This window comes from Streptomyces sp. R41 (genome assembly GCF_041053055.1).
Lineage (GTDB): Bacteria > Actinomycetota > Actinomycetes > Streptomycetales > Streptomycetaceae > Streptomyces.
On record NZ_CP163443.1, the window covers coordinates 2,206,327 to 2,228,820 of the forward strand.

The 22,494-nt window shown below is 69.9% G+C and carries 21 protein-coding genes; 9 read left to right on the forward strand and 12 right to left on the reverse strand.

Annotated elements, in window-relative coordinates:
* Positions 1–8: 8 nt before the first annotated feature.
* Positions 9–1,379: a glutamine synthetase family protein gene (locus tag AB5J53_RS10465; RefSeq protein WP_369245347.1), complete on the reverse strand. Its 1,371-nt coding sequence runs from the start codon at positions 1,377–1,379 to the stop codon at positions 9–11.
* A gap of 77 nt (positions 1,380–1,456) precedes the next feature.
* Here AB5J53_RS10465 and AB5J53_RS10470 point away from each other — a divergent pair, with 77 nt between their 5' ends.
* Complete coding sequence (locus tag AB5J53_RS10470) at positions 1,457–2,194, forward strand: FadR/GntR family transcriptional regulator (RefSeq protein WP_369245348.1); 738 nt, start codon at positions 1,457–1,459, stop codon at positions 2,192–2,194.
* 96 nt (positions 2,195–2,290) lie between these two features.
* A complete protein-coding gene (locus tag AB5J53_RS10475) occupies positions 2,291–2,980 on the forward strand; it encodes a gamma-glutamyl-gamma-aminobutyrate hydrolase family protein (protein WP_369245349.1) in 690 nt (229 codons plus the stop codon).
* A 188-nt stretch (positions 2,981–3,168) separates the two neighbouring features.
* Here AB5J53_RS10475 and AB5J53_RS10480 read toward each other — a convergent pair whose 3' ends face one another.
* Positions 3,169–4,092: a LysR family transcriptional regulator gene (locus tag AB5J53_RS10480; RefSeq protein ID WP_369252149.1), complete on the reverse strand. Its 924-nt coding sequence runs from the start codon at positions 4,090–4,092 to the stop codon at positions 3,169–3,171.
* Between the two features lie 340 nt (positions 4,093–4,432).
* On the opposite strand from AB5J53_RS10480, the gene AB5J53_RS10485 reads away from it, so the two are divergent.
* Genes AB5J53_RS10485 through AB5J53_RS10495 form a run of 3 tightly spaced genes read left to right on the forward strand, consistent with a single transcriptional unit; the run spans position 4,433 to position 6,400 of the window.
* Positions 4,433–5,566, forward strand: coding sequence for a TDT family transporter (locus AB5J53_RS10485; RefSeq protein WP_369245350.1), 1,134 nt, complete (start codon positions 4,433–4,435; stop codon positions 5,564–5,566).
* A complete protein-coding gene (locus tag AB5J53_RS10490) occupies positions 5,563–5,802 on the forward strand; it encodes a Tn3 family transposase (protein WP_369245351.1) in 240 nt (79 codons plus the stop codon). The genes AB5J53_RS10485 and AB5J53_RS10490 overlap by 4 nt, the downstream gene beginning before the upstream one ends.
* Positions 5,803–5,845: 43 nt before the next feature.
* Positions 5,846–6,400 (forward strand): Tn3 family transposase, encoded by a 555-nt coding sequence (locus AB5J53_RS10495; RefSeq protein WP_369245352.1) that lies wholly within the window; start codon positions 5,846–5,848, stop codon positions 6,398–6,400.
* A gap of 508 nt (positions 6,401–6,908) precedes the next feature.
* Here AB5J53_RS10495 and AB5J53_RS10500 read toward each other — a convergent pair.
* From AB5J53_RS10500 to AB5J53_RS10520, 5 genes are all read right to left on the reverse strand, one after another.
* Complete coding sequence (locus tag AB5J53_RS10500; protein WP_369245353.1) at positions 6,909–7,274, reverse strand: hypothetical protein; 366 nt, start codon at positions 7,272–7,274, stop codon at positions 6,909–6,911.
* A gap of 832 nt (positions 7,275–8,106) precedes the next feature.
* Complete coding sequence (locus tag AB5J53_RS10505) at positions 8,107–8,841, reverse strand: helical backbone metal receptor (RefSeq protein WP_369245354.1); 735 nt, start codon at positions 8,839–8,841, stop codon at positions 8,107–8,109.
* A complete protein-coding gene (locus AB5J53_RS10510) occupies positions 8,838–9,635 on the reverse strand; it encodes a class I SAM-dependent methyltransferase (protein WP_369245355.1) in 798 nt (265 codons plus the stop codon). Before AB5J53_RS10510 ends, AB5J53_RS10505 begins: the two co-directional genes overlap by 4 nt.
* A 143-nt stretch (positions 9,636–9,778) precedes the next feature.
* Positions 9,779–10,357: a helix-turn-helix domain-containing protein gene (locus tag AB5J53_RS10515; RefSeq protein WP_369245356.1), complete on the reverse strand. Its 579-nt coding sequence runs from the start codon at positions 10,355–10,357 to the stop codon at positions 9,779–9,781.
* A gap of 150 nt (positions 10,358–10,507) precedes the next feature.
* Positions 10,508–11,179: a hypothetical protein gene (locus AB5J53_RS10520; RefSeq protein WP_369245357.1), complete on the reverse strand. Its 672-nt coding sequence runs from the start codon at positions 11,177–11,179 to the stop codon at positions 10,508–10,510.
* 90 nt (positions 11,180–11,269) lie between these two features.
* Between AB5J53_RS10520 and AB5J53_RS10525 the strand changes: the two genes are divergently transcribed.
* Positions 11,270–11,518: a recombinase family protein gene (locus AB5J53_RS10525; protein WP_369252151.1), complete on the forward strand. Its 249-nt coding sequence runs from the start codon at positions 11,270–11,272 to the stop codon at positions 11,516–11,518.
* A gap of 503 nt (positions 11,519–12,021) precedes the next feature.
* Here AB5J53_RS10525 and AB5J53_RS10530 read toward each other — a convergent pair.
* Together AB5J53_RS10530 and AB5J53_RS10535 are read right to left on the reverse strand one after the other, a co-directional pair.
* Positions 12,022–14,637: an ABC transporter permease/substrate binding protein gene (locus AB5J53_RS10530; protein WP_369245358.1), complete on the reverse strand. Its 2,616-nt coding sequence runs from the start codon at positions 14,635–14,637 to the stop codon at positions 12,022–12,024.
* Positions 14,630–15,718, reverse strand: coding sequence for a glycine betaine/L-proline ABC transporter ATP-binding protein (locus AB5J53_RS10535; RefSeq protein ID WP_369245359.1), 1,089 nt, complete (start codon positions 15,716–15,718; stop codon positions 14,630–14,632). Before AB5J53_RS10535 ends, AB5J53_RS10530 begins: the two co-directional genes overlap by 8 nt.
* A 289-nt stretch (positions 15,719–16,007) precedes the next feature.
* On the opposite strand from AB5J53_RS10535, the gene AB5J53_RS10540 reads away from it, so the two are divergent.
* The gene (locus AB5J53_RS10540; protein ID WP_369252153.1) at positions 16,008–16,937 is read left to right on the forward strand and encodes a 5'-3' exonuclease H3TH domain-containing protein; all 930 of its coding nucleotides are present in this window, start codon (positions 16,008–16,010) and stop codon (positions 16,935–16,937) included.
* Between the two features lie 101 nt (positions 16,938–17,038).
* Complete coding sequence (locus tag AB5J53_RS10545; protein ID WP_369245360.1) at positions 17,039–17,875, forward strand: siderophore-interacting protein; 837 nt, start codon at positions 17,039–17,041, stop codon at positions 17,873–17,875.
* A 193-nt stretch (positions 17,876–18,068) separates the two neighbouring features.
* Here the strand turns inward: AB5J53_RS10545 and AB5J53_RS10550 are convergent, their stop codons facing one another.
* The 3 genes from AB5J53_RS10550 to AB5J53_RS10560 form a co-directional block, all read right to left on the reverse strand.
* Positions 18,069–18,845 (reverse strand): ABC transporter permease, encoded by a 777-nt coding sequence (locus AB5J53_RS10550; RefSeq protein ID WP_369245361.1) that lies wholly within the window; start codon positions 18,843–18,845, stop codon positions 18,069–18,071.
* A complete protein-coding gene (locus AB5J53_RS10555) occupies positions 18,842–19,855 on the reverse strand; it encodes an ATP-binding cassette domain-containing protein (RefSeq protein ID WP_369245362.1) in 1,014 nt (337 codons plus the stop codon). The genes AB5J53_RS10550 and AB5J53_RS10555 overlap by 4 nt, the downstream gene beginning before the upstream one ends.
* A gap of 188 nt (positions 19,856–20,043) precedes the next feature.
* Complete coding sequence (locus AB5J53_RS10560; RefSeq protein WP_369252155.1) at positions 20,044–20,694, reverse strand: PadR family transcriptional regulator; 651 nt, start codon at positions 20,692–20,694, stop codon at positions 20,044–20,046.
* A gap of 241 nt (positions 20,695–20,935) precedes the next feature.
* Here AB5J53_RS10560 and AB5J53_RS10565 point away from each other — a divergent pair, with 241 nt between their 5' ends.
* Positions 20,936–22,474, forward strand: a complete 1,539-nt coding sequence (locus tag AB5J53_RS10565; protein WP_369245363.1) for an amino acid permease — start codon at positions 20,936–20,938, stop codon at positions 22,472–22,474.
* The last annotated feature ends 20 nt before the right edge of the window (positions 22,475–22,494 follow it).

Here is a 22,494-nt window from a genome sequence, read left to right on the forward strand (position 1 = left end):
GAAGGGCCTCACATGCGTTCGAAGGAGCGGCGCAGCTCCCAGTCGGTCACCGCGGCGTCGAACGCTTCGAGCTCGACGCGCGCCATGTTGCGGTAGTGCGCGACCACCTCGTCGCCGAAGGCGGCCTTGGCGATGGGGCTGTTCTCCCAGAGCTCGGCGGCCTCGCGCAGGGTGGTGGGCACGTGCTCGTACTCGGAGGTGTACGCGTTGCCCGCGCACGGCTCCGGCAGCTCCAGCTTCTGCTCGATGCCGTACAGGCCGGCCGCGACGAGTCCGGCGACGGCCAGGTGCGGGTTGACGTCGCCGCCGGGGAGCCGGTTCTCGAAGCGCATCGAGCGGCCGTGGCCGACGACACGGAGGGAGCAGGTGCGGTTGTCGTACCCCCAGGCGACCGCGGTCGGCGCGAAGGAGCCGGGCTGGAAGCGCTTGTACGAGTTGATGTTGGGCGCGTAGAGGAGCGAGAAGTCGCGGAGCGCCGCGAGCTGCCCGGCGAGGAAGTGGCGCATGACCTCCGACATGCCACCCGGGTCCTGGGAGGAGCCCGCCATGACGTTCCTGCCGTCCGCGTCCGCGAGCGAGAGGTGGATGTGACAGGAGTTGCCCTCGCGCTCGTTGTACTTCGCCATGAAGGTGAGCGAGACGCCCTCCTGGGAGGCGATCTCCTTGGCGCCGGTCTTGTAGATGGCGTGCTGGTCACAGGTGACCAGGGCCTCGTCGTACTTGAAGGCGATCTCGTGCTGGCCGGGGTTGCACTCGCCCTTGGCGGACTCGACGGTCAGCCCGGCGGCCTCCATTTCGTTGCGGATGCGGCGCAGGAGCGGCTCGATACGTCCGGTGCCGAGGACCGAGTAGTCGATGTTGTACTGATTGGCGGGCGTCAGACCCCTGTAATGCGCGTCCCAGGCCTGCTCGTAGGTGTCCTTGAAGACGATGAATTCGAGCTCGGTGCCGACCTGGGCGGTGTAGCCGAGTGCGGCGAGGCGGTCGAGCTGGCGGCGCAGGATCTGGCGGGGCGCGGCCACGACCGGGGAGCCGTCGTTCCAGGCGAGGTCGGCGATGAGCAGGGCGGTGCCCTCGTTCCAGGGGACGCGCCGTAGGGTGCTGAGATCGGGGTGCATGGCAAAGTCGCCGTAGCCCCGGTCCCAGGAGGACATGTCGTACCCGTCGACCGTGTTCATCTCGGTGTCGACGGCCAGGAGGTAGTTGCAGCCCTCCGTGCCGTGCTCCAGGACCTCGTCGAGGAAGAAGCGCGCGGCGAACCGCTTGCCCTGGAGCCGCCCCTGCATATCGGGGAAGGCCAGGACGACGGTGTCGATCTCACCGCCCGCGACGAGGGCGTGCAGCTCCTCGACGGCGAGCGGGGGTGTGCGGTCTGCCACCGGAAAAGCCTCCTTGGGTCAGCCGAGAGCCATAAGGTATTGCCGAGAACCATTGCTTGGGAAGGGGGCACGACCGGATGACGCAGACGGAACCCGACGGCGGGGTGGACGACCGGCTGACGCCGGTGCTGCGGCCGGTGCGGGCGGGCAACGGTTTCGAGGAGGCGCTGGAGCAGATCCTCCAGGTCGTCCGGCTCGGCCTGGTGCCCGGCGGCGAACGGCTGCCCGCCGAGCGGGAGTTGGCGGACCGGCTGGGGATCAGCCGGGTGACGCTGCGCGAGGTGCTGAAGGTGCTCCAGGACCAGGGCCTGGTCGAGTCCCGGCGCGGCCGGTACGGCGGGACGTTCGTGCTGCCGAGGAGCGACGCACCCGGCGAGCACGAGCTGCGGCGCCGGATCGCCGAGGTCGACATCGAGGACGTGCTGCGCTTCCGCGAGGTGCTGGAGGTGGGCGCGGCAGGGCTGTGCGCCACACACGGGCTGGACGACGACCAGGCCGACCGCCTGCGCGAGGCGCTCGCCCGCACGCACGACGCGCCGCTGGCCGATTACCGGCGGCTGGACACGATGCTCCACCTCACCCTCGCGGAACTGTGCGGCTCCCCGTCGCTGACGGCCCAGTACGCGGCCGTCCGCGCCTCCGTCAACGACCTCCTCGACTGCATCCCTCTTTTGGTACGGAACCTGGAGCATTCCCAGCGCCAGCACACCGCGCTGGTCGAGGCGGTGCTCGACGGGGACGCGGACGGGGCGCGGGAGATGATGCGGGAGCACTGCGCGGGGACGGCGGCTCTGCTGCGGGGGTTCCTGACGTGAGCCGGACATGCCGCGCGGGGGCTTGCTCTTTCCGCGCCCGCACCGCAAAGGTATGAGTGCGTGCCATTGGGCCCGGTCGATCCGAGGGAGAGCAGCGTGGGCAGCGTGGGCAGGCCGCTGATCGGCGTGAGTACGTATCTGGAGTCCGGGACGCGCTGGGGCGTGTGGGAACTGGAGGCGGCGCTGCTTCCGGCCGGCTACCCGAGGCTCGTGCAGCGGGCGGGCGGGCTCGCCGCGATGCTGCCGCCGGACGATCCGGCACGGGCGGCCGCGACCGTCGGCCGCTTCGACGGGGTGGTCGTCGCGGGCGGCCCGGACGTCGACCCCGCTCGCTACGACGCCGAGCGCTCTCCGCGTACGGGGGCGCCCGCGACAGAGCGCGACGCTTGGGAACTCGCCCTGATCCAGGCCGCGTTGGCCTCCGGGACGCCGCTCCTCGGCATCTGCCGGGGTATGCAGCTCCTGAACGTCGCCCTGGGCGGCACGCTCGTTCAGCACATCGACGGGCATGTGAAGGACGTCGGGGTCTTCGGGCATCACGAGGTGTCGCCCGTGCCGGGCAGTCTCTACGCCGGGGTCGCGCCGGAGGCGTGCGCCGTGCCCACGTACCACCACCAGGCGGTGGATCGCCTCGGCGAGGGGCTGCTCGCGTCGGCGCACGCGGCGGACGGGACCGTGGAGGCGATCGAACTTCCCGGCTCCGCCTGGGTGTTGGGGGTGCAGTGGCACCCGGAGATGGGCGAGGATCTGCGGGTCATGCGGGCGCTGGTCCGCGCGGCCTCCTGAGCCACCCGGCGGGGGTGCTGGGCTGGAGGTTTTTCGCCCCCTCCGCCCCTACCCGTCCCGTACCTGGGGGCTGCGCCCCCAGACCCCCGGCAAAAGACCGCGCAGTTCCCCGCGCCCCTGAAAAGGGGCGCGGGGAACTGCGCGAACGGGGTCTGGGGCGGAGGGGGCGAAAAAACCCACCCCCGTCGCTACACCCCGCGCGTCAGTGACAGCAGGTCGCGGGCCGGGCCGGTGGGGCGATGCCCCGTCGGCCAGACCGCCCGGAGGGCGCGGTTGAGTTGGACGTCGGCCAGCGGGATGGTCACCAGACGGTGGGCCGAGAGTTCCTCACCGAGGGCCAGCTCGCTGAGGACGGCGGGCCCGGCACCGCTGACCGCGGACGCCTTGACCGCCGTCGTCGAGGAGAGCTCGATGAGCGGACGGGCGAGCCCGCCGAGCGCCGTGTCGAGGACTTGCCGCGTGCCCGACCCCTCCTCGCGAAGGATGAGCGGCGTGGCCGCGAGCTCCGCGGCGGACAGGGGCGAGCGGCGACGCGCCCACGGGTGCCCAGGCGCCGTCACGACGACCAGCCGGTCGTGGGCGATGGTCGTCGAGTCCAGGCCCGTAGGGACCGAGAGGCCCTCGACGAAGCCGAGATCCGCCTCGCCGGCGAGAAGTCGCTCCGCGACGGCGGCGGAGTTCCCGGCGAGCAGCGACACCGCCGTGTCGGGCCGCTGCGTGCGCAGTGCGATGAGCCAGCCCGGGAGCAGATACTCGGCGATCGTCATGCTCGCCGCCACCCGGAGCCGCGAGTCCCGACGGTCCCGCAGCGCCTGCGCCCCCGCGTCGAACGCCTCGGCCGCCTCCACCACCCGCCGCGCCCAGTCCGTGACGAGCGCCCCCGCGTCGGTGAGCCGGGATCCGCGCGGTGAGCGGTCGACGAGCGCCACCCCGAGCTGGCGCTCCATGGAGCGGATACGGCTGCTGGCCGCCGGCTGGGTGATCCCCAGTTCGCGTGCTGCGCGCCCCAGACTCCCAAGGCGCGCCACGGCCAGCAAGAGTTCCAGCGCGCCGAGATCCGGCACCCGGTGCGCGATCCCGGTCGCGGCCGGCGCCTCGCCCCTGCTCCCGATCGGTCCTGTACCGGTCGGCCCGGTTCCAGTCGGTCCTGTACCGGTCGGCCCAGGTCCGACCGGCCCCGTTCCCGTCAGCCCGGTTCCGACCGGCCCCGTTCCCGTCAGCCCGGTTCCGACCGGCGCCGTTCCCGTCGGCCCCGTTCCCGTCGGCCAGGCTTCGAACGGCTCTGTTCCGGTAGGCCCTGTACCGGTCGGCCCAGGTCCGACCGGCCGTGTTCCGGTCCGCCCGTTCCCGGTCGGCCCCGCCGTCTCTTCCGCCTTGCCCATAAACCCAGCTTATGCCCTCATAGAACGATGCTCCCTGGTGGGGAGCACCTCACCGCGCGACCGTGGGGACATGGTCACCGCAGCCCAGCCCCTCACCCTTCGCAAGGCGGGTACGTCCCGCAAGGCGGGAACCCCCCGCGCCGCCGCCGTCCGGTACCTCGGGCCGAACTGGTACGCCTCAGTGATGGGCACCGCGATCGTGGCGACGGCGGGCGCCGGGCTTCCTGGGCACGTTCTGGGCCTGCGGACCGCCTGCACGGCCGTATGGGCGCTCTCGTTCACGATGCTCCTGGCCCTGCTCGCCGCCCGCGCCCTGCACTGGACCTACCACCGCGACCAGGCCCGCGCGCACCTCCTCGATCCGGCGATGGCCCCTTTCTACGGCTGCCTCTCGATGGCTCTGCTGGCCGTCGGCGGCGGCGCCCTGGTCGTCGGCCAGGCCTGGATCGGGACACGAACGGCGGTCGTCCTGGACTTCGTCCTGTTCGGCGCCGGTACCGCGATCGGACTCGTCGCCGCCGTGGCCGTCCCGTACCTCATGGTCGTCCGCCACCGCATCGAGCCCGGCCAGGCCAGCCCCGTATGGCTCCTCCCCCTCGTCGCTCCGATGGTCTCCGCGGCCCTCGGCCCCCTGCTCATCCCCCATCTCCCGGCCGGACAGCCGCGGGAGACCCTGCTGCTCGCCTGTGTCGCGATGTTCGGGCTGAGCCTGCTCGCCGTCTTCGTGATGATGCCGGTGATCCTCGCGCGGCTCATCACCACGGGTCCGCTGCCGCTCGCGCTCACCCCGGCCCTGTTCCTCGTGCTCGGCCCGCTGGGCCAGTCGACCACCGCCGTCGGCAAGTTCGCGGACTTCGCACCCGGTGTGGTGCCCGCCCCGTACGAGCAGGGCTTCGGCACCCTCGCCGTCCTCTACGGCGTGCCCGTGATGGGCTTCGCGCTGCTGTGGCTGGGACTGGCCACCGCGATGGTGCTGCGGGCCCGTCGGCGGGGCATGGGCTTCGCGATGACCTGGTGGGCGTTCACCTTCCCCGTGGGGACCTGCGTCACCGGCGCCGAGGCGCTGGCCCGGCACACCGGCCTGGTCGCCTTCGAGGTGCTCGCGGTCGCCCTGTACGTACTGCTCGTGGCCGCCTGGTCCGTGGCGGCCGTCCGCACGGCCCGGGGTCTGGTCAGCGGCGAGCTGCTCGCAGCGCCTCGATGAAAGTAACCTCTTGCGTCGCGCCTCCAGCCTTCACCGTCCTCATTGGCCCCGGACTCCACTGCACGGACGCCGGGATCGAGTCGAACTACGTGGACACGCACTGTGCCTCCGTGGTCGGGTTCGCCTTCACCGAGCTGCTCAACTTCCGACTGCTGCCCCGACTGAAGAACATCGGCAGCATCCGCCTGTACCGCCCGGACGACGCCCCGGCCGGCCGGCGCTCGGCGGCTCGCTGACCAGGCCGATCCGCTGGGACTGATCGAGCAGCAGTACGACCAGATGGTCAAGTACGCCACCGCGCTCCGGCTGCGGACGGCCGAGGCCGAACAGGTGCTGAGGCGCTTCACCCGCCGCGACCCGAAGCACCCCACGTACCAAGCCCTCGAAGAGCTGGGCCGCGCCGTACGCACGATCTTCGCCTGCTACTACCCGGCCAGCCCCGACCTGCTTCGGGAGACCCACGGTGGCCTGCAGGTCGTGGAGAACCGGGACAGCGCCAACACCGTGCTGCACTACGGCAAGGACGGCGCCCTGACCGGCCCGGACAAGGAGCACATCGAGACCTCGATGCTCGCCCTGCACCTGCTCCAGTCTGCGCTCGTCCACGTCAGCACCCTGCTGTTGCAACAGGTCCTCGCCGAACCGGCCTGGGCCAAGAAGCTGTCCGACGCGGACCGGCGCGGTTTGACCGCGTTGTTCTGGTCGAACATCGACCCGTACGGCACCTTCCGCCTCGGCATGGACAAGCGGCTCGAACTTCCGCCGGCCGTCAGGGTGCCCGGTCCGCGCCATGCGGTCGGTGACGCTGCCAGAAAAGGCGATTCCTCATCATGACGCCATGCGGCGCCCTGCCCGGAGGAGGTATACCGATGCGGCCGCCGGGACCAGCACGCTGGGGCGACGAGAGTGAACAGCCCCGGATCGAGCGGCCCCGTTGTTGTCTCCGACAGCAGCTGAATCAGGATCGGATCGAACTCCTTAAGCGGGTGTTGCAGGTTCGAATCCTGCCGGGGGCACAGAGAGAAGGGCCAGCTCAGGAGGGGTTTCCTCCCAGGCTGGCCCTTCGGCGTTTCAGGCGCCGTGCCACAGGCGTGCCACTACGTGCCGGTGGGGTCCTCTTCGGGGGTTCTTTGTCGTCCAGATCGGTCGGCGGGTGCCGCACCACAACCCCACCATTGCCCGAGGCCGCCGCGTCCGTCGTCCCCTGTCCCGGAGCCAGTCGCAGCCGCATACGCAGGCCAGTCGTCGAAGTGACTGCCGGCGAGTGCGCACGACGGCGTTCTGGAAGGTCCGGCCAGGCCGAGGGGCAGGGGCGTCGGTACGGGAGCCTTCGGCGGGTGTGTCAGGCGGGTGGGCATCCGAACCAGTTCACCGTGCCGTTGCTGGAGGTATAGCCCAGGCACCTGATGGTTCTGTTGTGCAGGGTCTCGGTCCGGTCGACCCCTGCGTCCAGAGTGTCCCCCTTGTAGTGGGTCTGTTCGAGGGTGTCGATCTCGATGGTGTACCAGCGGCTCTTGTTGGTCGGGATGCTGCAGCGGTGGCCGGTCACGTTGCGGCTGGGCCCGTTGCTCCACATGTCCTGTTCGGCGCGGTCGCAGTACGCGCTGTCGGCGGCGCCGGCGGTGCCGGCGCCGGTGCCAAGCAGGGCCGCCGCGCCCGTGGCCACCGCCGCGGTAACGCCGAGCAGGCGCTTCAGAGTGAGGTTCATCGATTGGGTCCTCCTGCCAGGTGTGGTGACGGCTCGGAGTCGCCATGTCACCTTGGTGTGATCGTCACACTTATCCGGGATGTCCGGCCCGGCAGCCGACGGCGCAGTCCCCCGACCCGGTGACGTGGGTGATGCCAATGCAGCAGGCCGCGGTCACGCCCCCGGCCGGCCGCGGAGCGGGCCTCGGTTGGTGCCGGGGAGCGCCGCCCCATCCTGGTCACCGCCGACGGCCGACGAGCCCTCACGGTGTGGAGACAATGGCGGCCACGGCCGGCCGACCAGCACCGTGCCCAGGAGTGCGAGGCCCTGCGTCCCCTCCACCACGGCGAGCAGGTCGCGCGACTCGCAGCGCAGGCCCACGTGGAGGAGGAGCGCAGGCGGGCCGCAAGCGAGAAGTTCTACGCAGCCGCCGCGCGGCTGCACGGCTGGGTGAGCCATCGTCACCGAGCAGCGAGGGGAACAGCAACTCCTCCGGCCGGAGCATGACTTCTGAGCTGCCCCGAACTGTCGGCCGGAGTTGGTGGGTTGACGACCACTTTCGCGCTCTCCGGCAACTTCCCGAGCACCGCTCTAGCCGTCAGCTACCACTCAGCGCGCGCAGATCACAGAAGTTGACCAGGACCACGACTCGCTGACAAAGCTGCACTGTCGTGGCGGACTGTCGCCGGCCGGGGCTCAGACGTCCAGGGCCCCATCTGAGGTACTGCGGTACGAAGGCATCGTGTTCACGTGCCAGATCCTGCAGGGAACCACGGGAACACCGGGCCTTGGCTCCGCGATCAACCAGGCGCCGACACCGCCCCTCCACGGGTCGGCCCGACCGCTGCTTGGCTCATCCCGGTGGAACTCGCAGCGCCTCGCTGAGCAGCCGGGGCGCCTGCGCCAACGAGGGCCCGTACCAAGTCAGTTGGCGACCGTCCACGAGCGCGCAGGGCACGCCCTCGAAGGCCTCGGGTCCGTCGTCGGCGGTGAAGCGGTACGGCTCGTCGGGCAGGACGACCAGATCCGGGTCCGCCGCCCTGAGCTCGGGGAGCGGGATGCGGGGGTACCGGTCCTCGTGGCGCGCGTACACGTTGTCCACTCCGAGCCGGGCCAGCACGTCCCCGGCGAAGGTGTCCCGGCCGAGGACCATCCAGGGCCGCCGCCAGATCGGCACGATCGCGGTCCTACGGCGGTCGGGAGCGGGCAGCTCGGCCCACGCCGTCTCCGCCTCGTCGAGCCAGCGCGGCCGGGTCGCCGCCCCGCACGCGCCCAGCACCCGCGTCAGTTCACGGAAGGCGCCCGGCACATCGCGCACCTCGGTGACCAGTACGTCGATTCCCGACTGGCGCAAGGCGGTCAGATCGGGCTCGCGGTTCTCCTCCTCGTTGGCGACGACCAGGTCGGGGGCCAGCCGCACGATCCTGTCGACCTGAGGATTCTTGGTGCCCCCGATCCGTACGACATCGAGATCCGCGGGATGGCTGCACCAGTCCGTCGCGCCGACCAGGGCACCGGGTACGGAGACGGCCACCGCCTCCGTGAGCGACGGGACGAGCGACACCACGCGAGGCAGGGGACGCGTCATGGCCTTAGGCCCCAAGTCGTGATCAGCGGATAGGAGTTGACGGCGAAGTCGGGGTCGTCGAGGAGGCGCAGACATTGCTCCAGCTGCTCCTCCGTCAGGCCCTCCTCGGGCAGTCGGCCGCCCAGCCGGCGGATGTTGACCTGGTGCAGCCGGGCGCCCGGCGAGCCGACGCGCCACGATTCCGCGTACGTGGCGGACGCCACGTCGGTCAGACCCGCCCGACGCAGCGCCGCGTACGCGTGCGCGCCCCAGCGCATGTCGGCTCCGGCCGCCGTGATGATGCCCATCACCGCCTCATGCGTCTTCTCGAACAGTTCGGCCGCCCCGGGCGAGGGGGACGCGAGCACCGGGATCCAGCCGCAGTCGAACTCGTCCAGGACCAGCATGCCTCCTGGGCGCAGCGCCCGCACCAGCCGGTCCAGGGCCGCCCTGCGTTCGGGCACGTGCGGCAGCACGAGCCGGGCGTGGATCAGGTCGAAGCCGCCCTCCGGCAGCTCTTCCGCGCCGATGTCGTGCCGCACGACGCGCAGGTTGGCGCACCCGGGCAGGCCGTCCATCCAGCGCGGTTCGATGTCGGTGACGAGGACGGAACCCGTCGGACCGACCCGGTCGGCGAGCCAGACGGCGGCGGAGCCGCCGCCTCCGCCCAGCTCCAGGCAGCGCGTCCCGGGGCCGACGCCCAGGTCGGCGAGGCGGGCGGAGGAAACCGGGTCGTAGCAGCTCTCCAGGGCGTCGAAGCGCCCGCCGGCGTGCTCGGAGATGTCGTCGAAGGCGTAACCGGAGGTGCCGGACATGGCGTCAGTATCGCAGTGCGGCCCGGCACGGATCCGCCACGGAAGGGTCAGCGCCACCCAAAGGTGTACCGGCCCCCGTGGAGCGCTCGGCACCGCCCGAAGGCGTACCGGCTCTCAAGGCGTACCGGCCCTCCGGGGAGCGGTCAGCGCTTGCCGAAGCCGTGCCGGTCCTCCACCGCGTCGATGTGGTCGGCGACCTCGACGACGATCACCCGGGTGTCCGGCACGGTCGCCCGCCACCGATGGCGCACACCGCCCGTCAGATACAGCGTGTCGCCACGTCCGAGGCGATGAGCGCGGCCCTCCGCCTCGACCTCGACGGCGCCGTCGGCGACGTACATCAACTTGTCGTTGCGGTGCTGGAGTTCGCGCCCCTCGTCGTGGTCGCCGGTGAACTCTGTGGCGTGCAACTGGTGGTGACCGCGCACCAGGGGGCGCACCCGGGCCTCGGGGGTGAAATCCGCGCCGTCCGCGCGCACCACGTCGACGCTGCACGCCGGGTCGGCGGCGGCGAGCAGCTCGACCGCGGTGGTGCCGAGTGCGTCGGCGACTCTCTCCAGGGAGCTCTTGCTGGGCCGGGCCCGCTCGTTCTCGACCTGGCTGAGAAAGGGGACCGACAGGCCGCTGCGCTCGGCCACGACGGCGAGGGTGAGCTCCAGTGCCCGGCGCCGCCGCCGGACGGCCGCGCCCACTCGAAGGGGCTGTTCTTTGTGGTCGCCCATCGCTCCGGCTCCCTCCCTTGCGTCGTCGGTCCGCTGAATCTTCGGTTTCTTCGGTCCAATACTTCTGATGAGTTGTTTGCACCCTACGCATGTTCGGCAAACCGTTTCATGCACCCGTCACATCGCTGACACATCGAAGGAGTGCGAGGGTCACAGTTCTCGCCAATACACGAGCTGTCCCGACTCCCCCGGCGCCGCTCCCTCGCGCGGCACGAAAAGGCTGACCAGCAGGGCCGGATGTCCGTCCGGATCGATCAGCAGCGTCGCCGAGGGGTTGGCGGAGGCCCAGCTGCCGCCGTGGGTGCAAGGGGTCAGCCGGTCGGCCCGCCCGGTCACGGGATCGTAGGCGTACGCCCGCCGGCTCCCGAAGTCGTCACGCCACCGCTGGCCCTCGATCAACACCAGGCTCCTTCCCCCAAGTTCCGGGAGCGAGCTGTCGCCTATGTTGCCGCCGGTCCCCCAGGACTCCAGGGCACGGTCGAGGCGCCGGCCGGGCTCGGCGAGCCCGGTCGTGAAGTCCCTGAATGCGCTGCGGAGTTGGCGGTCCATGTCGCACTCGGCCCGGTAGTGGCCGGTGAGTTCGACCGTGCCGTCGTGCGCGGAGGTGATGTCCGGCGTGCCCTCGGCGCACCGCGAGAGGGTGCGCGGCGCGTCGTACGCGTGGGCGGTGTCCCCGGACAGGAAGGCGCCCAGATCGCGTAGACGCGTATCACGACGTGGTTGTCCGGATCCTTCTCGTACGCCAGTACGTAGCCACCGGTGTCGTCGACCGCGAGTGCGGGCCGGCTGGTGCCCGCGCCGAAGTCGTGACGGCGGGTCCACCAGAGTGACGGTTCAGGGCCTCCCCTTCGCCTCTGGTGCATCCGGATCTTCACCGACAAGAAGTCCGGCAAGAACGCCGACCGCGAGGAACTGTGGAAGGCCCTCGATTTCCTGCGCGAGGGCGACACGCTCGTCGTTCCGTCGCTGGACCGGCTCGCCCGTTCCATCCAGGACCTCATCGCCATCGTGTCCGGTTTGCGCAAGCGTGGCATCGGGTTCACCTCGCTGCACGAGGCGCTCGACACGACCACGCCCGGCGGGCGCCTGGTCTTCCACGTGTTCACGGCCTCGCGGAGTTCATCCGCGAGCTCATCGTGCAGGGCACCAACGAAGGCCTGAATGCCGCCCGCGCTCGCGGCGCCCGACTCGGCCGCCCGCCGGCCATGACCGACGAACAGGTACGCCACGCCCCCGGCACCCCGAGTCGGTCGCCTGCCCGGCGATCCGCAAGGTACGGGCCGAGGGCCTCACGGCGTGGGCCCAGCTGACGGAGGCGCTGGTGGCCGAGCGCCGCCCCGACCGGCCGGTACCGCCGATGGCCGGTACCGCCGGGATCGGGGCGGTTGTGGCGAACCTCGGCGACACCGCCGGGCGGTGTGCCGGCCAACCATGATCGTTCTCGCCGACAACCGCTGTACCGATGTTCTCCAAGGCCGGATTCCGCCCGCCTGACGCGGACCGCACGCACGACATCCGTCGCCGCCCGGGATGCGAAAGCGGAGGACCAGTGCGCCCAAGACCGCTCGGGACGCGCCGGCGGGTCTTGCTCACCGCCTGGGAACGCCCTCTCACGCGTGCGTGGGCGGTCGGTTTCGAGACGGACCGCCCACGCACGCGTGGTCCTACTGCGGAGTCATGCGCTCCACCATGTCCGGGTGCTCCTCCAGCCACGCGGCGACGGCGTCCTCCTCGTGCCCCTGGCCGCGCTGCTTGATCTCGCTCTCCAGGCTGCCGAGTTCGGACTCGCTCATCCTGAAGTTCTTGATCCACTTGGTGAGCTGCGGGTACTGGCCCGGGAACTTCGCGCTGGAGATGGTGCGGATCGTGTTGCCCTCGCCGAACAGCTTCTTGTCGTCCGCGAGCTTGGTGAGCTTGTACTCGCTGTAGGCCCAGTGCGGGGACCACAGGACGACGGCGACCGGCTGCTTCTTGGCGTAGGCGCGCTTCAGCTCGGCCAGCATCGCGGGCGTGGAGCCGTCGACGACCTTGTACTCCTTGTCCAGGCCGTAGCCCGGAAGCACCTTCGTCTTGAGGAGGTTCATCTCACCGGTGCCCGGCTCGATGCCGATGATCTTCCCGCCGAAGGTGCCGGCCTTGCCCTTGAGGTCGGCGAGGGACTTGACGTCCTTCACGTACGAGGGCACGGCGATCTCCAGAGAGGTCGGCTGGTACCAAGTACCGAGATCTCTCAGGTCGTTCTTGTGCTGGTCCCAGTAGTTCGCCTGGGCGTACGGCAGCCAGGCGTCGAAGTTGAGGTCGAGGTCACCGGAGGCCAGGCCCGTGTAGACGGGGCCGACGTCCATTTGCTTGAGGTTCAGCGTGTAGCCGCGGCGGGCCAGGACGTTCTTCCACAGGTAGGTGACGGCGACGTCCTCGTCCCAGGGGAACCACGCGACGTCCAGCGCGCGCTTCGCCTCGGCCGGGGCGGCGGCCGCCGAGCTCTTGACCGGGGCCAGCTTGTCGACGAGTCCCGGGTTCTTCTTCAGCCAGGCGCGCACGGCGTCCTGCTGCTTGCCCTTGCCCGCCTTGTTGATCTCGGCTTCCAGGCTGGTGAGCTGATTCTCGGTCATCTTGAAGTTCTTGAGCCACTTGCCGACGACCGGGTTGTCCTGGGCGAAGCTCTTGCGGGAGAGCGTGTGCACTCCGTCGCCCTTGCCCCAGGCGCCCTTCGGGTCCTTGAGCTTCTTCAGCTTGTAGTCGCTGTACGCCCAGTGCGGCGACCAGAGCGTGACGACGATCGGCTCCTGCTTGGCGTACGCGCGCTTCAGCTCGGCCAGCATGGCGGGCGTGGAGCTGTCGACGACCTTGTACTCCTTGTCCAGGCCGTACCCCCCCAGGACCTTGCTCTTGAGCAGGCCCATCATTCCGGCGCTGGACTCAATGCCGGTGATCTTGCCGCCGAAGGTGCCGGCCTTGCCCTTGAGGTCGTCCAGGGAGTTGACGTCCTTCATGTACGAGGGGACGGTCAGCTCAAGGGACGTCGGGCCGTACCAGGAGCCCAGGTCGTCGAGCTGCTTGCCGTACTTCTTCCAGTACTGCTCGTGCGTGGTCGGCAGCCAGGAGTCCGTCTCGAAGTCGATGTCGCCCTGGGCGAGCGAGGTGTACAGCGGACCCGCGTCGAACTGCTTGGTGTCGACCTGGAAGCCGCGCTGCTCCAGGACCTCCTTCCACAGGAAGGTGGAGGCGACGCCCTCGTCCCACGGGATGTAGCCGATGGTGACCTTCTTGCCCTGGCCGACGTTCTCGCCGTCGGCCGCGGTGGAGGTCGAGCTCGTACCGCCGAAGATGCCCATGCCGCCCGCGACCAGCGCGAGGACGACGACGCCCACCATGGCCACGGCGGGCCGGGGGCGGTAGGACCAGATCTTCAGGCCCTGCGCGGCACGCAGCTTGGCGGCGGCGCGGCGGCCCAGCGGCGAGACCTGGGTGCCCAGCGCGCTGGTCATGCGGTCCAGGTAGATGGCCAGGATGACGATGGCCACGCCGGCCTCGGAGCCGAGGCCGACGTTGAGCTGGCCGATGGCCTCGTTGACGTCGCCGCCGAGGCCGTCGGTGCCGACCATGCCCGCGATGGCGGCCATGGACAGGCTCAGCATGATGACCTGGTTGACGCCCGCCATGACCGTGGGCAGCGCGAGCGGAAGCTGGATGCGCAGCAGGGTGTTGCGGGGTGTGGTGCCGAACGCGTCGGCGGCCTCGACCAGTTCCTTGTCGACCTGGCGGATGCCCAGCTCGGTCATGCGGACGCCGGGTGCCAGCGCGAAGATCAGGGTGGCGACGATGCCGGCGGGGGCGCCGGTGCCGAAGAAGAGGATCGCCGGGATGAGGTAGATCATCGCGGGCAGCGTCTGCATGAAGTCGAGCACCGGGCGGACGATGCCGCTCACCCGGTCGGAGCGCGCCGCCCAGATGCCCACGGGCACGGAGACGACGAGCGCGATGATCGTCGCCACGAGGACGAGCGACAGGGTCATCATCGCGTCCTCCCACAGTTCGAGGGAGTCGATGAAGGCGAATCCCACGAAGGCGAGGGCAGCGGCGGAGGTGCCGCGCAGCCAGAACGCGATCACCGTGAAGATGCCCGCGAGGAGGAGCGGTTGGGGAGCCTGGAGGACGGCGTTGATGCCGTCGTAGGTGCCCTGGAAGACGGTCTTGAAGAAGTCGAAGAGCCACGACATGTGGTGCAGCAGCCAGTCGACCGTGTCGTTGACCCAGTCGCCGAAGGGGATCCTAGGCACCGGCCTTCACCGCCTCGTCGCGCTGGTCGCGCGGGCTGGCGCAGCGTTCGGGTGCGCCCTGTTCGTCGCCGAGGAAGCCGACGAGCCGCTGACGCGGGACGACTCCGACGAGTTTGCGGGTCTTGTCGAGCACCGCGACCGGGTGTGACAGGCGGGCACTGATCGCGCAGAGGTCCACGAAGGAGGTGTCGGGCGTGGCGGTCGCGCAGGCGCAGTCCGCCTCGTCGCCGCGTACGTCCGTGTCCATGACGGCGCCGGCGGTCAGGACGCGGGAGCGGTCGACGTCCTGGGTGAAGGAGGCGACGTAGTCGTTGGCCGGGCTGACCAGGATGTCCTCGGCGCTGCCGATCTGCACGATGCGGCCGTCGCGCATGACGGCGATCCGGTCGCCCAGGCGCATCGCCTCGTTGAGATCGTGCGTGATGAAGACGATGGTCTTCTTGAGCTTCTTCTGCAGCTCGATCAGCTGGTCCTGCATGTCGCGGCGGATCAGCGGGTCGAGCGCGCTGAAGGACTCGTCCATCAGCAGCAGGTCGGCGTCGGTGGCGAGCGCGCGGGCGAGGCCCACGCGCTGCTGCATTCCGCCGGACAGTTCGTCGGGCCAGGACTTCTCCCAGCCCGCGAGCCCGGCCAGCTCCAGGGCCTTGGTCGCGCGTTCCTTGCGCTCGGCACTCGGCACGCCCTGGACCTCCAGGCCGTACGCGGCGTTCTCCAGGACGCTGCGATGCGGGAACAGCGCGAAGTGCTGGAAGACCATGCTGATCTTCTTCGAGCGCACCTCGCGCAGTTCACGGGCGCTGAGCGCGGTCAGGTCCTGGCCGTCGAAGCGCACCTGTCCTGCGGTCGGCTCCAGAAGTCCGTTGAGCATCCGCAGCAGCGTGGACTTGCCGGACCCGGACAGGCCCATGACGACGAAGATCTGGCCCGGCTCCACCGTGAAGGAGGTGTCGATCACCGCGGCGGTCGTGCCGTCGGCGCGCAGTTCCTCACGGTCGGCTCCCTGCCGGAGCCGCTCGACCGCCTCTTCTGGTCGTCTTCCGAACACCTTGTACAGATGCTCCGCTTCAAGCCTGGCTGACACGTGTGCCTCTCGGTGGACGCTGGGACCGGTGCGAACGGTTGAAAACGCAACCGGGTTCGCCCCGATGCCGCGCCTGCCCCCGCTTACGCGGAGCAAACACAGGAGTGGCCGAGGTCACTGTCAGTGGCCTATGTGGTGGACGGTGACGGATGTGGTGGGCGGTGACGGAAAAGAAGGTCACTGTCGGTGGTCTACGTGGTGGACGGTGACGGACACGAGGGTCACTGTCAGTGGCGTACGTCGTTGTCGGTGGCGTACGGACACGTCACTGTCAGTGGCGTACGGCATGATGCGAAACGTGACCCGACGCCTGATGCTCCTCGACACCGCCTCGCTGTACTTCCGCGCCTATTTCGGCGTCCCGGAATCCGTGAAGGCCCCGGACGGCACACCTGTGAACGCCGTGCGCGGGCTGCTGGAATTCATCGACCGCCTGGTCAAGGACCACCGCCCCGACGACCTGGTCGCCTGCATGGACGCGGACTGGCGCCCGCAGTGGCGGGTCGATCTGATCCCCTCCTACAAGGCGCACCGGGTGGCCGAGGAGCACGAGGTGGGTCCGGACGAGGAAGAGGTGCCGGACACGCTGTCGCCGCAGGTGCCGATCATCGAGGATGTCCTGGACGCGCTCGGCATCGCGCGCGTGGGGGTCGAGGGGTACGAGGCGGACGATGTGATCGGCACGTTCACCGGGCGGGCCACCGGCCCCGTCGACATCGTCACCGGCGACCGCGACCTCTATCAACTCGTCGACGACAAGCGGGGAGTGCGCGTCCTGTATCCCCTCAAGGGCGTCGGCACGCTCCAGCTCACCGACGAGGCATGGCTGCGCGAGAAGTACGGTGTGGACGGCCCGGGTTACGCGGATCTGGCGCTGCTGCGCGGCGACCCGAGCGACGGTCTGCCCGGAGTGCCCGGCATCGGCGAGAAGACGGCGGCCAAACTGCTCGCCGAATTCGGCGATCTGGCCGGGATCATGGCCGCGGTCGACGACCCGAAGGCCAAGCTGACTCCCTCGCAGCGGGGGCGCCTCGACGAGTCGCGGCCCTACATCGCGGTCGCGCCCACGGTCGTCAAGGTCGCCGGTGACGTCCCCCTGCCGGATGTGGACACGGCACTTCCGCACGCGCCGCGCGACCCGGCCGCGTTGGACGAACTCGCCGTACGCTGGGGCTTGGGCGGCTCGCTGCAGCGGTTGCTGTCGACTCTGCAGACGTAGGTGAACTCTTCAGGCATAGGTCGTACCGCTTCACGCATAGGTCGCACAGAGGGAAGGGTGCTAACTTAGGTAAGCCTAAGCATGTGAATCTGGAGGTCGTCATGGCAGAGCGCCCGGCACGCAAGCCCCGGAAGCCCCACTCCGCGCAGGTGGTGCGGACCGAGCGACTGACCCCGCATATGCAGCGGGTCGTGCTGGGCGGCGACGGCTTGGCCGAGTTCACGGCGGGCAGCAGCACCGACCACTATGTGAAGCTGCTGTTCGGCGCCGAAGGTGTCACCTACCCCGAGCCCTTCGACATGCAGCGCATTCGCGAGGAGTTCCCGCGCGACCAGTGGCCCGTGACACGGACGTACACCGTGCGTGCCTGGGACTCCGAGGTGCGCGAGCTGACCCTGGACTTCGTGATTCACGGGGACGAGGGTCTGGCCGGCCCGTGGGCCGCCCGGGTCCAGCCGGGCGAGGTCGTACGGTTCATGGGCCCCGGCGGCGCGTACGCCCCCGACGCGAGCGCCGACTGGCATCTGCTGGCCGGCGACGAGAGCGCGCTGCCCGCGATCGCGGCCGCCCTGGAGGCGCTGCCCGACGGCGCGGTGGCCCATGCCTTCGTCGAGGTCTCCGGCCCCGAGGAGGAGCAGAAGATCGACTCCGATGTGGAGGTCGTCTGGCTGCACCGCGGGGACCGGCCCCTGGGCGAGGCCCTGGTGGAGGCCGTACGCGCCCTCGCATTCCCCGAGGGCCGGGTGCACGCGTTCGTGCACGGCGAGGCGGGCTTCGTGAAGGAGCTGCGCCAACTGCTGCGGGTCGAGCGCGAGATCGCGCGCGAGGACCTGTCGATCTCCGGCTACTGGCGCCTCGGGCACAACGAGGACGGCTGGCAGGCGACGAAGCGGGAGTGGAACGCGCAGGTGGAGGCGGAGCAGGAGGCGTCCGCGTAGGCGCTTGGAGACTTGAGTGACCAGAGGCGGCCACCTGCTCGGTGGCCGCCTCTGGTCAACTGCCCGGCGGTCGACGCCTGTTCAACTGCCCGGTGGCCGAGTTCTGTTCAACTGCCCGGTGGCCGACTCCTGTTCAACTGCTCAGTGGCCGCCTCTGTTCAACTGCCCGGTAGCCGATTCCTGTTCAACTGCATTACACCGACCGCTGGTACGACCGGAATGTGCGGATCGACAGCCACACCGCCGCCACCGCGAGCGCGAGCAGCGCGCCGCTCCGGCTGAACACGTCGCCCCAGTCGGGATGCGCGGACAGCGCCGAGCGGCCTGCCACCATCGCCCAGTTGAGCGGGTTGAAGTCGGCGATGTGCCGCATCCAGCCGGGCATCTGGGACGGGGCCATGAAGGCCGAGGACAGGAACGTCAGCGGCAGCAGCAGGAAGGTGTTGATGCCGATGATCGACTCCCGCTCCTGGACCAGCATGCCCAGCGCGTTGGAGAGCGCCCCGAAGATCGTGCCGAGCAGCACCGAGGCGATGATCAGGATCGCGACGCCGCCGATCCCGCCCGGATAATCGGCACCACCGAGCAGTCCGAGCAGCACGATGATGACCGATTGCAAGGCGGTGACCAGGCCGTTGTTGACGACATTGCCGTTCATCAGGGCCGCCCGGCTGACGGGTGTGGTCAGGAACCGGTCGAGCGTGCCCCGTTGGATCTCGTCGAGCGTGGTCATGCCCGCCCACATGTTGGAGCTGAGCGCGCTCATCACGACGACGCCGGGCACGAGGTAGTCGAGATACGAGGTGGTGCCGAAACCGCCGAGCTCGACGACCTTCTTGAAGAGGTTGCCGAACAGGAACAGCCAGACCACCGGCTGGATCAGGGTGATCAGCATGTACGCGGGCTGCCGTACGAACACCATGAGCTGACGCTGGGTCATGTACCAGGTCTGGGAGACAGCGGTACTCATCGGGCACCTCCGGTGAGGACAAGGCTGTCGGCGCCTTCCGCCTCGGCCTCGGAGTAACGGCGGCCCGCGTAGCGGAGATAGACGTCGTCGAGCGAGGGCCGGGCCACGGTCGCGGCGGCGACGCCGACCCCGGCGCGCTCCAGCGCCCCGAGCAGAGCGGGCACGGCGGCGGCCCCGTCGTCGGCGCGAACACTGATGCGGCGGCCGTCGAACAGCGCCTCGTGCACGCCGGGCAGCCGGGTGAGGGCGCCGCCCAGCAGCGTACGACCGGCTTCGCCGACCGCGTCCCGGAGCTCCAGATGGACGGCGTCGCCGCGGAGTTCGCCCTTGAGGGCATCCGGGGCTCCCTCGACCACGACACGTCCGCGGTCGACGATCGCGATGCGCTCGGCGAGCCGGTCGGCCTCTTCGAGGTAGTGCGTGGTGAGCAGGATGGTCAGGCCCTCGTCGCCGGCGAGGCGGGCGATCTCGTCCCACATCGCGGTGCGCGCCTCGGGGTCGAGACCGGTGGTGGGCTCGTCGAGGAAGAGCACCTCAGGGCGGTGGACTAGGCCGAGCGCCACGTCCAGGCGCCGCCGCATCCCCCCGGAGTAGCCCTTGACCTGGCGCTTCGCGGCGTCGGCGAGCCTGAAGCGGTCGAGGAGCTCGTCCACCCGGCGGTTCAGCCCGGCGCCCTTCAACCCGTAGAGCCTGCCCTGGAGTTGGAGGTTCTCCCGGCCGGTCGCCACCGGGTCGGCGCCCGAACTCTGGGCGACCACGCCGATCGCACGGCGCACCCGGTCCGGGTGGCGCAGCACGTCGTGGCCCGCGACGGTGGCGGTGCCCGAGTCGGGGCGGGCCAGAGTCGTGAGGATCTTGACGGTGGTGGACTTGCCGGCGCCGTTCGGACCGAGTAGTCCGAAGACGGTGCCTGGCTCGACGGTGACGTCCATGCCGCTGAGCGCGGTGACGTCGCCTGGATAGGACTTGATCAGCTGACGCGCCGCGACTGCGGGCGCACGGGTACTCATCGCGAGTGCTCTCCTGTGTGAGCGGTGATCTCGGGCAGGGCCGAACCGATCCGCGTGAAGAGCGCCGGGCTATCCTGGGTGTGCCGCACCTCGATCGCCTGGAACTGCCTCACGGCGGATTCAGTTCGGGGTTCGAGACCCTGGCGGGGCTGCTGCAACAGCTCTGCCGGGGTCTTTTTTCATGGGGGTCACTTCTCGAAGGGGCGGTCCTCCCCGTTCTCGATGTCCTGGAACTCCGGAGGAATCTCCCCCGTCTCGTGGAACGTCCGCCACCCCTTCACGCCGGGCAGAGTGCCTTCCCTCAACTCCGTGAGGAAGCCTCGGACCCACTCCGCCTGCGCCTCGATCATGTGCAGCTGGTACTCGCTCTCCACGAGGAAGATCCGGGGCAGCGTCTCGTACAGCTTCTCCAGACCTCCCCGGGCGCTCGCGGCCTGCACTTCAAGGGAGTTGAGCCGCTCTTCGACCAGCCGTGTCACCTCATCGGGATGGAGCACGCCCATCAGTGAGAGCGCGGTCTCGAAGATCGGATACTCCCGCGCCGGGACGGCCACCAGGTCGGAGAGCCACTCGGTCGTCTCCTCACGCCCGGCAGCGGTGATCCCGTAGATCGTGCGCTCCGGACGGTTGCCCTGCCGCTCCACATCCGTGACCTCCACGAAGCCGTGCTTCTCCAGGTTCTGCACGACCGTGTAGAGCGAGCCGTAGTTGATCTTCGTGCTGGTGTCTTTGCCCTGACGGCGCAGCGTCTGGGCGATCTCGTACGGATGCATCGGCTTCTGCCAGAGCGTCGTCAGCACGGCGAGCGCCAGCGGGTTGCTCAGCTTGCGCCGCTTCATCGCCACGATGACCTCACCTCGCCCCCGAATATCCGTAGCCGAACATATCGCGTATCGAGAGCAAGCGTCAATACACACGATGTATCGCGATTTTCTGCCGCCCGCAAGGGCGTGAGCACTTCGGCGCGACCCCGACATGGCCGCGTCACGCAAGCGAAACAGGGCCTCCCTAATTTCTGTCACCCGACAGGAACTCCGCTCGGATCCCGCCCACCCTTCCGCGCCGAAGGCAGGTGCCGCCGTGACCACCACCGCCCCCTCCGACGTACGCCCCGACCCGCCGGAGTCCTCCGGCGACCGCTCCCTTGCCGAGTTCGGCTACCGCCAGGAGCTGCACCGCAGCCTCGGCCGGTACGCCTCGTTCGCCGCCGGGTTCTCCTTCATCTCCGTCCTCACGACCGTCTTCCAGTTCTTCGCCTTCGGGTACGCGTTCGGCGGTCCGGTCTTCTTCTGGACCTGGCCGGCCGTGCTGGTGGGCCAGTTGCTGGTCGCCGCGTGCTTCGCGGAGCTGGCCGCGCGCTATCCGATCTCTGGCGCGATCTACCAGTGGTCGTCGCGCCTGTCGAACCTCTCGTTCGGCTGGTTCGCCGGATGGATCATGGTGATCGGGCAGATCGTGGTCGTCGCGGCGGCGGCGCTGGCGTTGCAGATGGTGCTGCCGGCGATCTGGTCCGGCTTCCAGCTGGTGGGCAGCGATCCGGCCCCGACGAGCCCCGACGGGGCGGCCAACGCGGCCGTGCTCGGCGTGATCCTGCTGGTCCTGACCACACTGGTCAACGTCGTCGACAACCGTGTGATGTCCGTGATCAACCGGATCGGCGTGACCGCCGAGATCATCGGCGCGGTCCTGATCATCGTGCTGCTGCTCACCCACTCCGAGCGCTCCCCCGGCATCACTTTCCACACCGGCGCGGGCAGCACCGGCCTCTTCGGGGCGCTGATGGTCGGGTCCTTCATGGCGGCGTACGTGATGATCGGCTTCGACAGCGCGGGCGAGATGAGCGAGGAGACCCGCAATCCGCGCCGCACCGCGCCCCGTACGATCCTCACCGCGCTCGGCGCGGCGGGCCTGCTCGGCGGGCTGATCGTGCTCGGCGGCCTGCTGGCGGCGCCCAGCCTCACGGACGGGCACCTCGGTGTCGACGGCCTGAGCTACGTCCTGACCAGCAGCCTCGGCGACGGGGTCGGCCGTGCGTTGCTCGCCGACGTGGTGGTGGCCATCGCGGTGGCGACGCTGGCGATCCAGACGGCCGCCTGCCGCATGCTCTTCTCGATGGCCCGCGACAACCAGCTCCCCTTCTCCCCCCGCCTCGCCAAGGTCAACCCGCGCACCGGCATGCCGAGCGCCCCCGCCCTGGTCGTCGGCATCCTCGCCGCCGCCCTGCTGCTCCTCAACTTCGCCTCCCCGGACGCGTTCCTGGCGATCGGCACCACCTGCATCGTGATGCTGTACCTGGCGTACGCGATGGTGACCGGGCCGCTGCTGGTGCGCCGCCTGCGCGGCGAGTTCCCCGGCTCGGACGGCGTCGACGAGGAGGGCCGCCCCCTCTTCTCCCTCGGCCGCTGGGGCGTCCCGGTCAACGCGCTCGCCCTCCTCTACGGACTCTTCATGACCGTCAACCTCGCCTGGCCCCGCGCCGCGGTGTACGACCCGGCGGGAGGGCACTGGTACTTCCAGTGGTTCACCCTGCTCTTCCTCGGCGTGACGCTGGTCGCGGGCGCGGCGTACCGGGCGTACCGGGCGCGGGCGACGGTGGCGGAGGCACCTGCGTACGCCTGACAGGCACCCGGCCTCGTACG

Excerpts from the sequence above, each read along its gene's own strand:
- AB5J53_RS10470 (WP_369245348.1), top strand. The coding sequence starts at position 1,457 with ATGACGCAGACGGAACCCGACGGCGGGGTGGACGACCGGCTGACGCCG.
- AB5J53_RS10485 (WP_369245350.1), top strand. The coding sequence starts at position 4,433 with ATGGTCACCGCAGCCCAGCCCCTCACCCTTCGCAAGGCGGGTACGTCC.
- AB5J53_RS10490 (WP_369245351.1), top strand. The coding sequence starts at position 5,563 with ATGAAAGTAACCTCTTGCGTCGCGCCTCCAGCCTTCACCGTCCTCATT.
- AB5J53_RS10495 (WP_369245352.1), top strand. The coding sequence starts at position 5,846 with ATGGTCAAGTACGCCACCGCGCTCCGGCTGCGGACGGCCGAGGCCGAA.
- AB5J53_RS10500 (WP_369245353.1), bottom strand. The coding sequence starts at position 7,274 with ATGAACCTCACTCTGAAGCGCCTGCTCGGCGTTACCGCGGCGGTGGCC.
- AB5J53_RS10505 (WP_369245354.1), bottom strand. The coding sequence starts at position 8,841 with ATGACGCGTCCCCTGCCTCGCGTGGTGTCGCTCGTCCCGTCGCTCACG.
- AB5J53_RS10510 (WP_369245355.1), bottom strand. The coding sequence starts at position 9,635 with ATGTCCGGCACCTCCGGTTACGCCTTCGACGACATCTCCGAGCACGCC.
- AB5J53_RS10515 (WP_369245356.1), bottom strand. The coding sequence starts at position 10,357 with ATGGGCGACCACAAAGAACAGCCCCTTCGAGTGGGCGCGGCCGTCCGG.
- AB5J53_RS10540 (WP_369252153.1), top strand. The coding sequence starts at position 16,008 with ATGCGAAACGTGACCCGACGCCTGATGCTCCTCGACACCGCCTCGCTG.
- AB5J53_RS10545 (WP_369245360.1), top strand. The coding sequence starts at position 17,039 with ATGGCAGAGCGCCCGGCACGCAAGCCCCGGAAGCCCCACTCCGCGCAG.
- AB5J53_RS10550 (WP_369245361.1), bottom strand. The coding sequence starts at position 18,845 with ATGAGTACCGCTGTCTCCCAGACCTGGTACATGACCCAGCGTCAGCTC.
- AB5J53_RS10555 (WP_369245362.1), bottom strand. The coding sequence starts at position 19,855 with ATGAGTACCCGTGCGCCCGCAGTCGCGGCGCGTCAGCTGATCAAGTCC.
- AB5J53_RS10560 (WP_369252155.1), bottom strand. The coding sequence starts at position 20,694 with ATGAAGCGGCGCAAGCTGAGCAACCCGCTGGCGCTCGCCGTGCTGACG.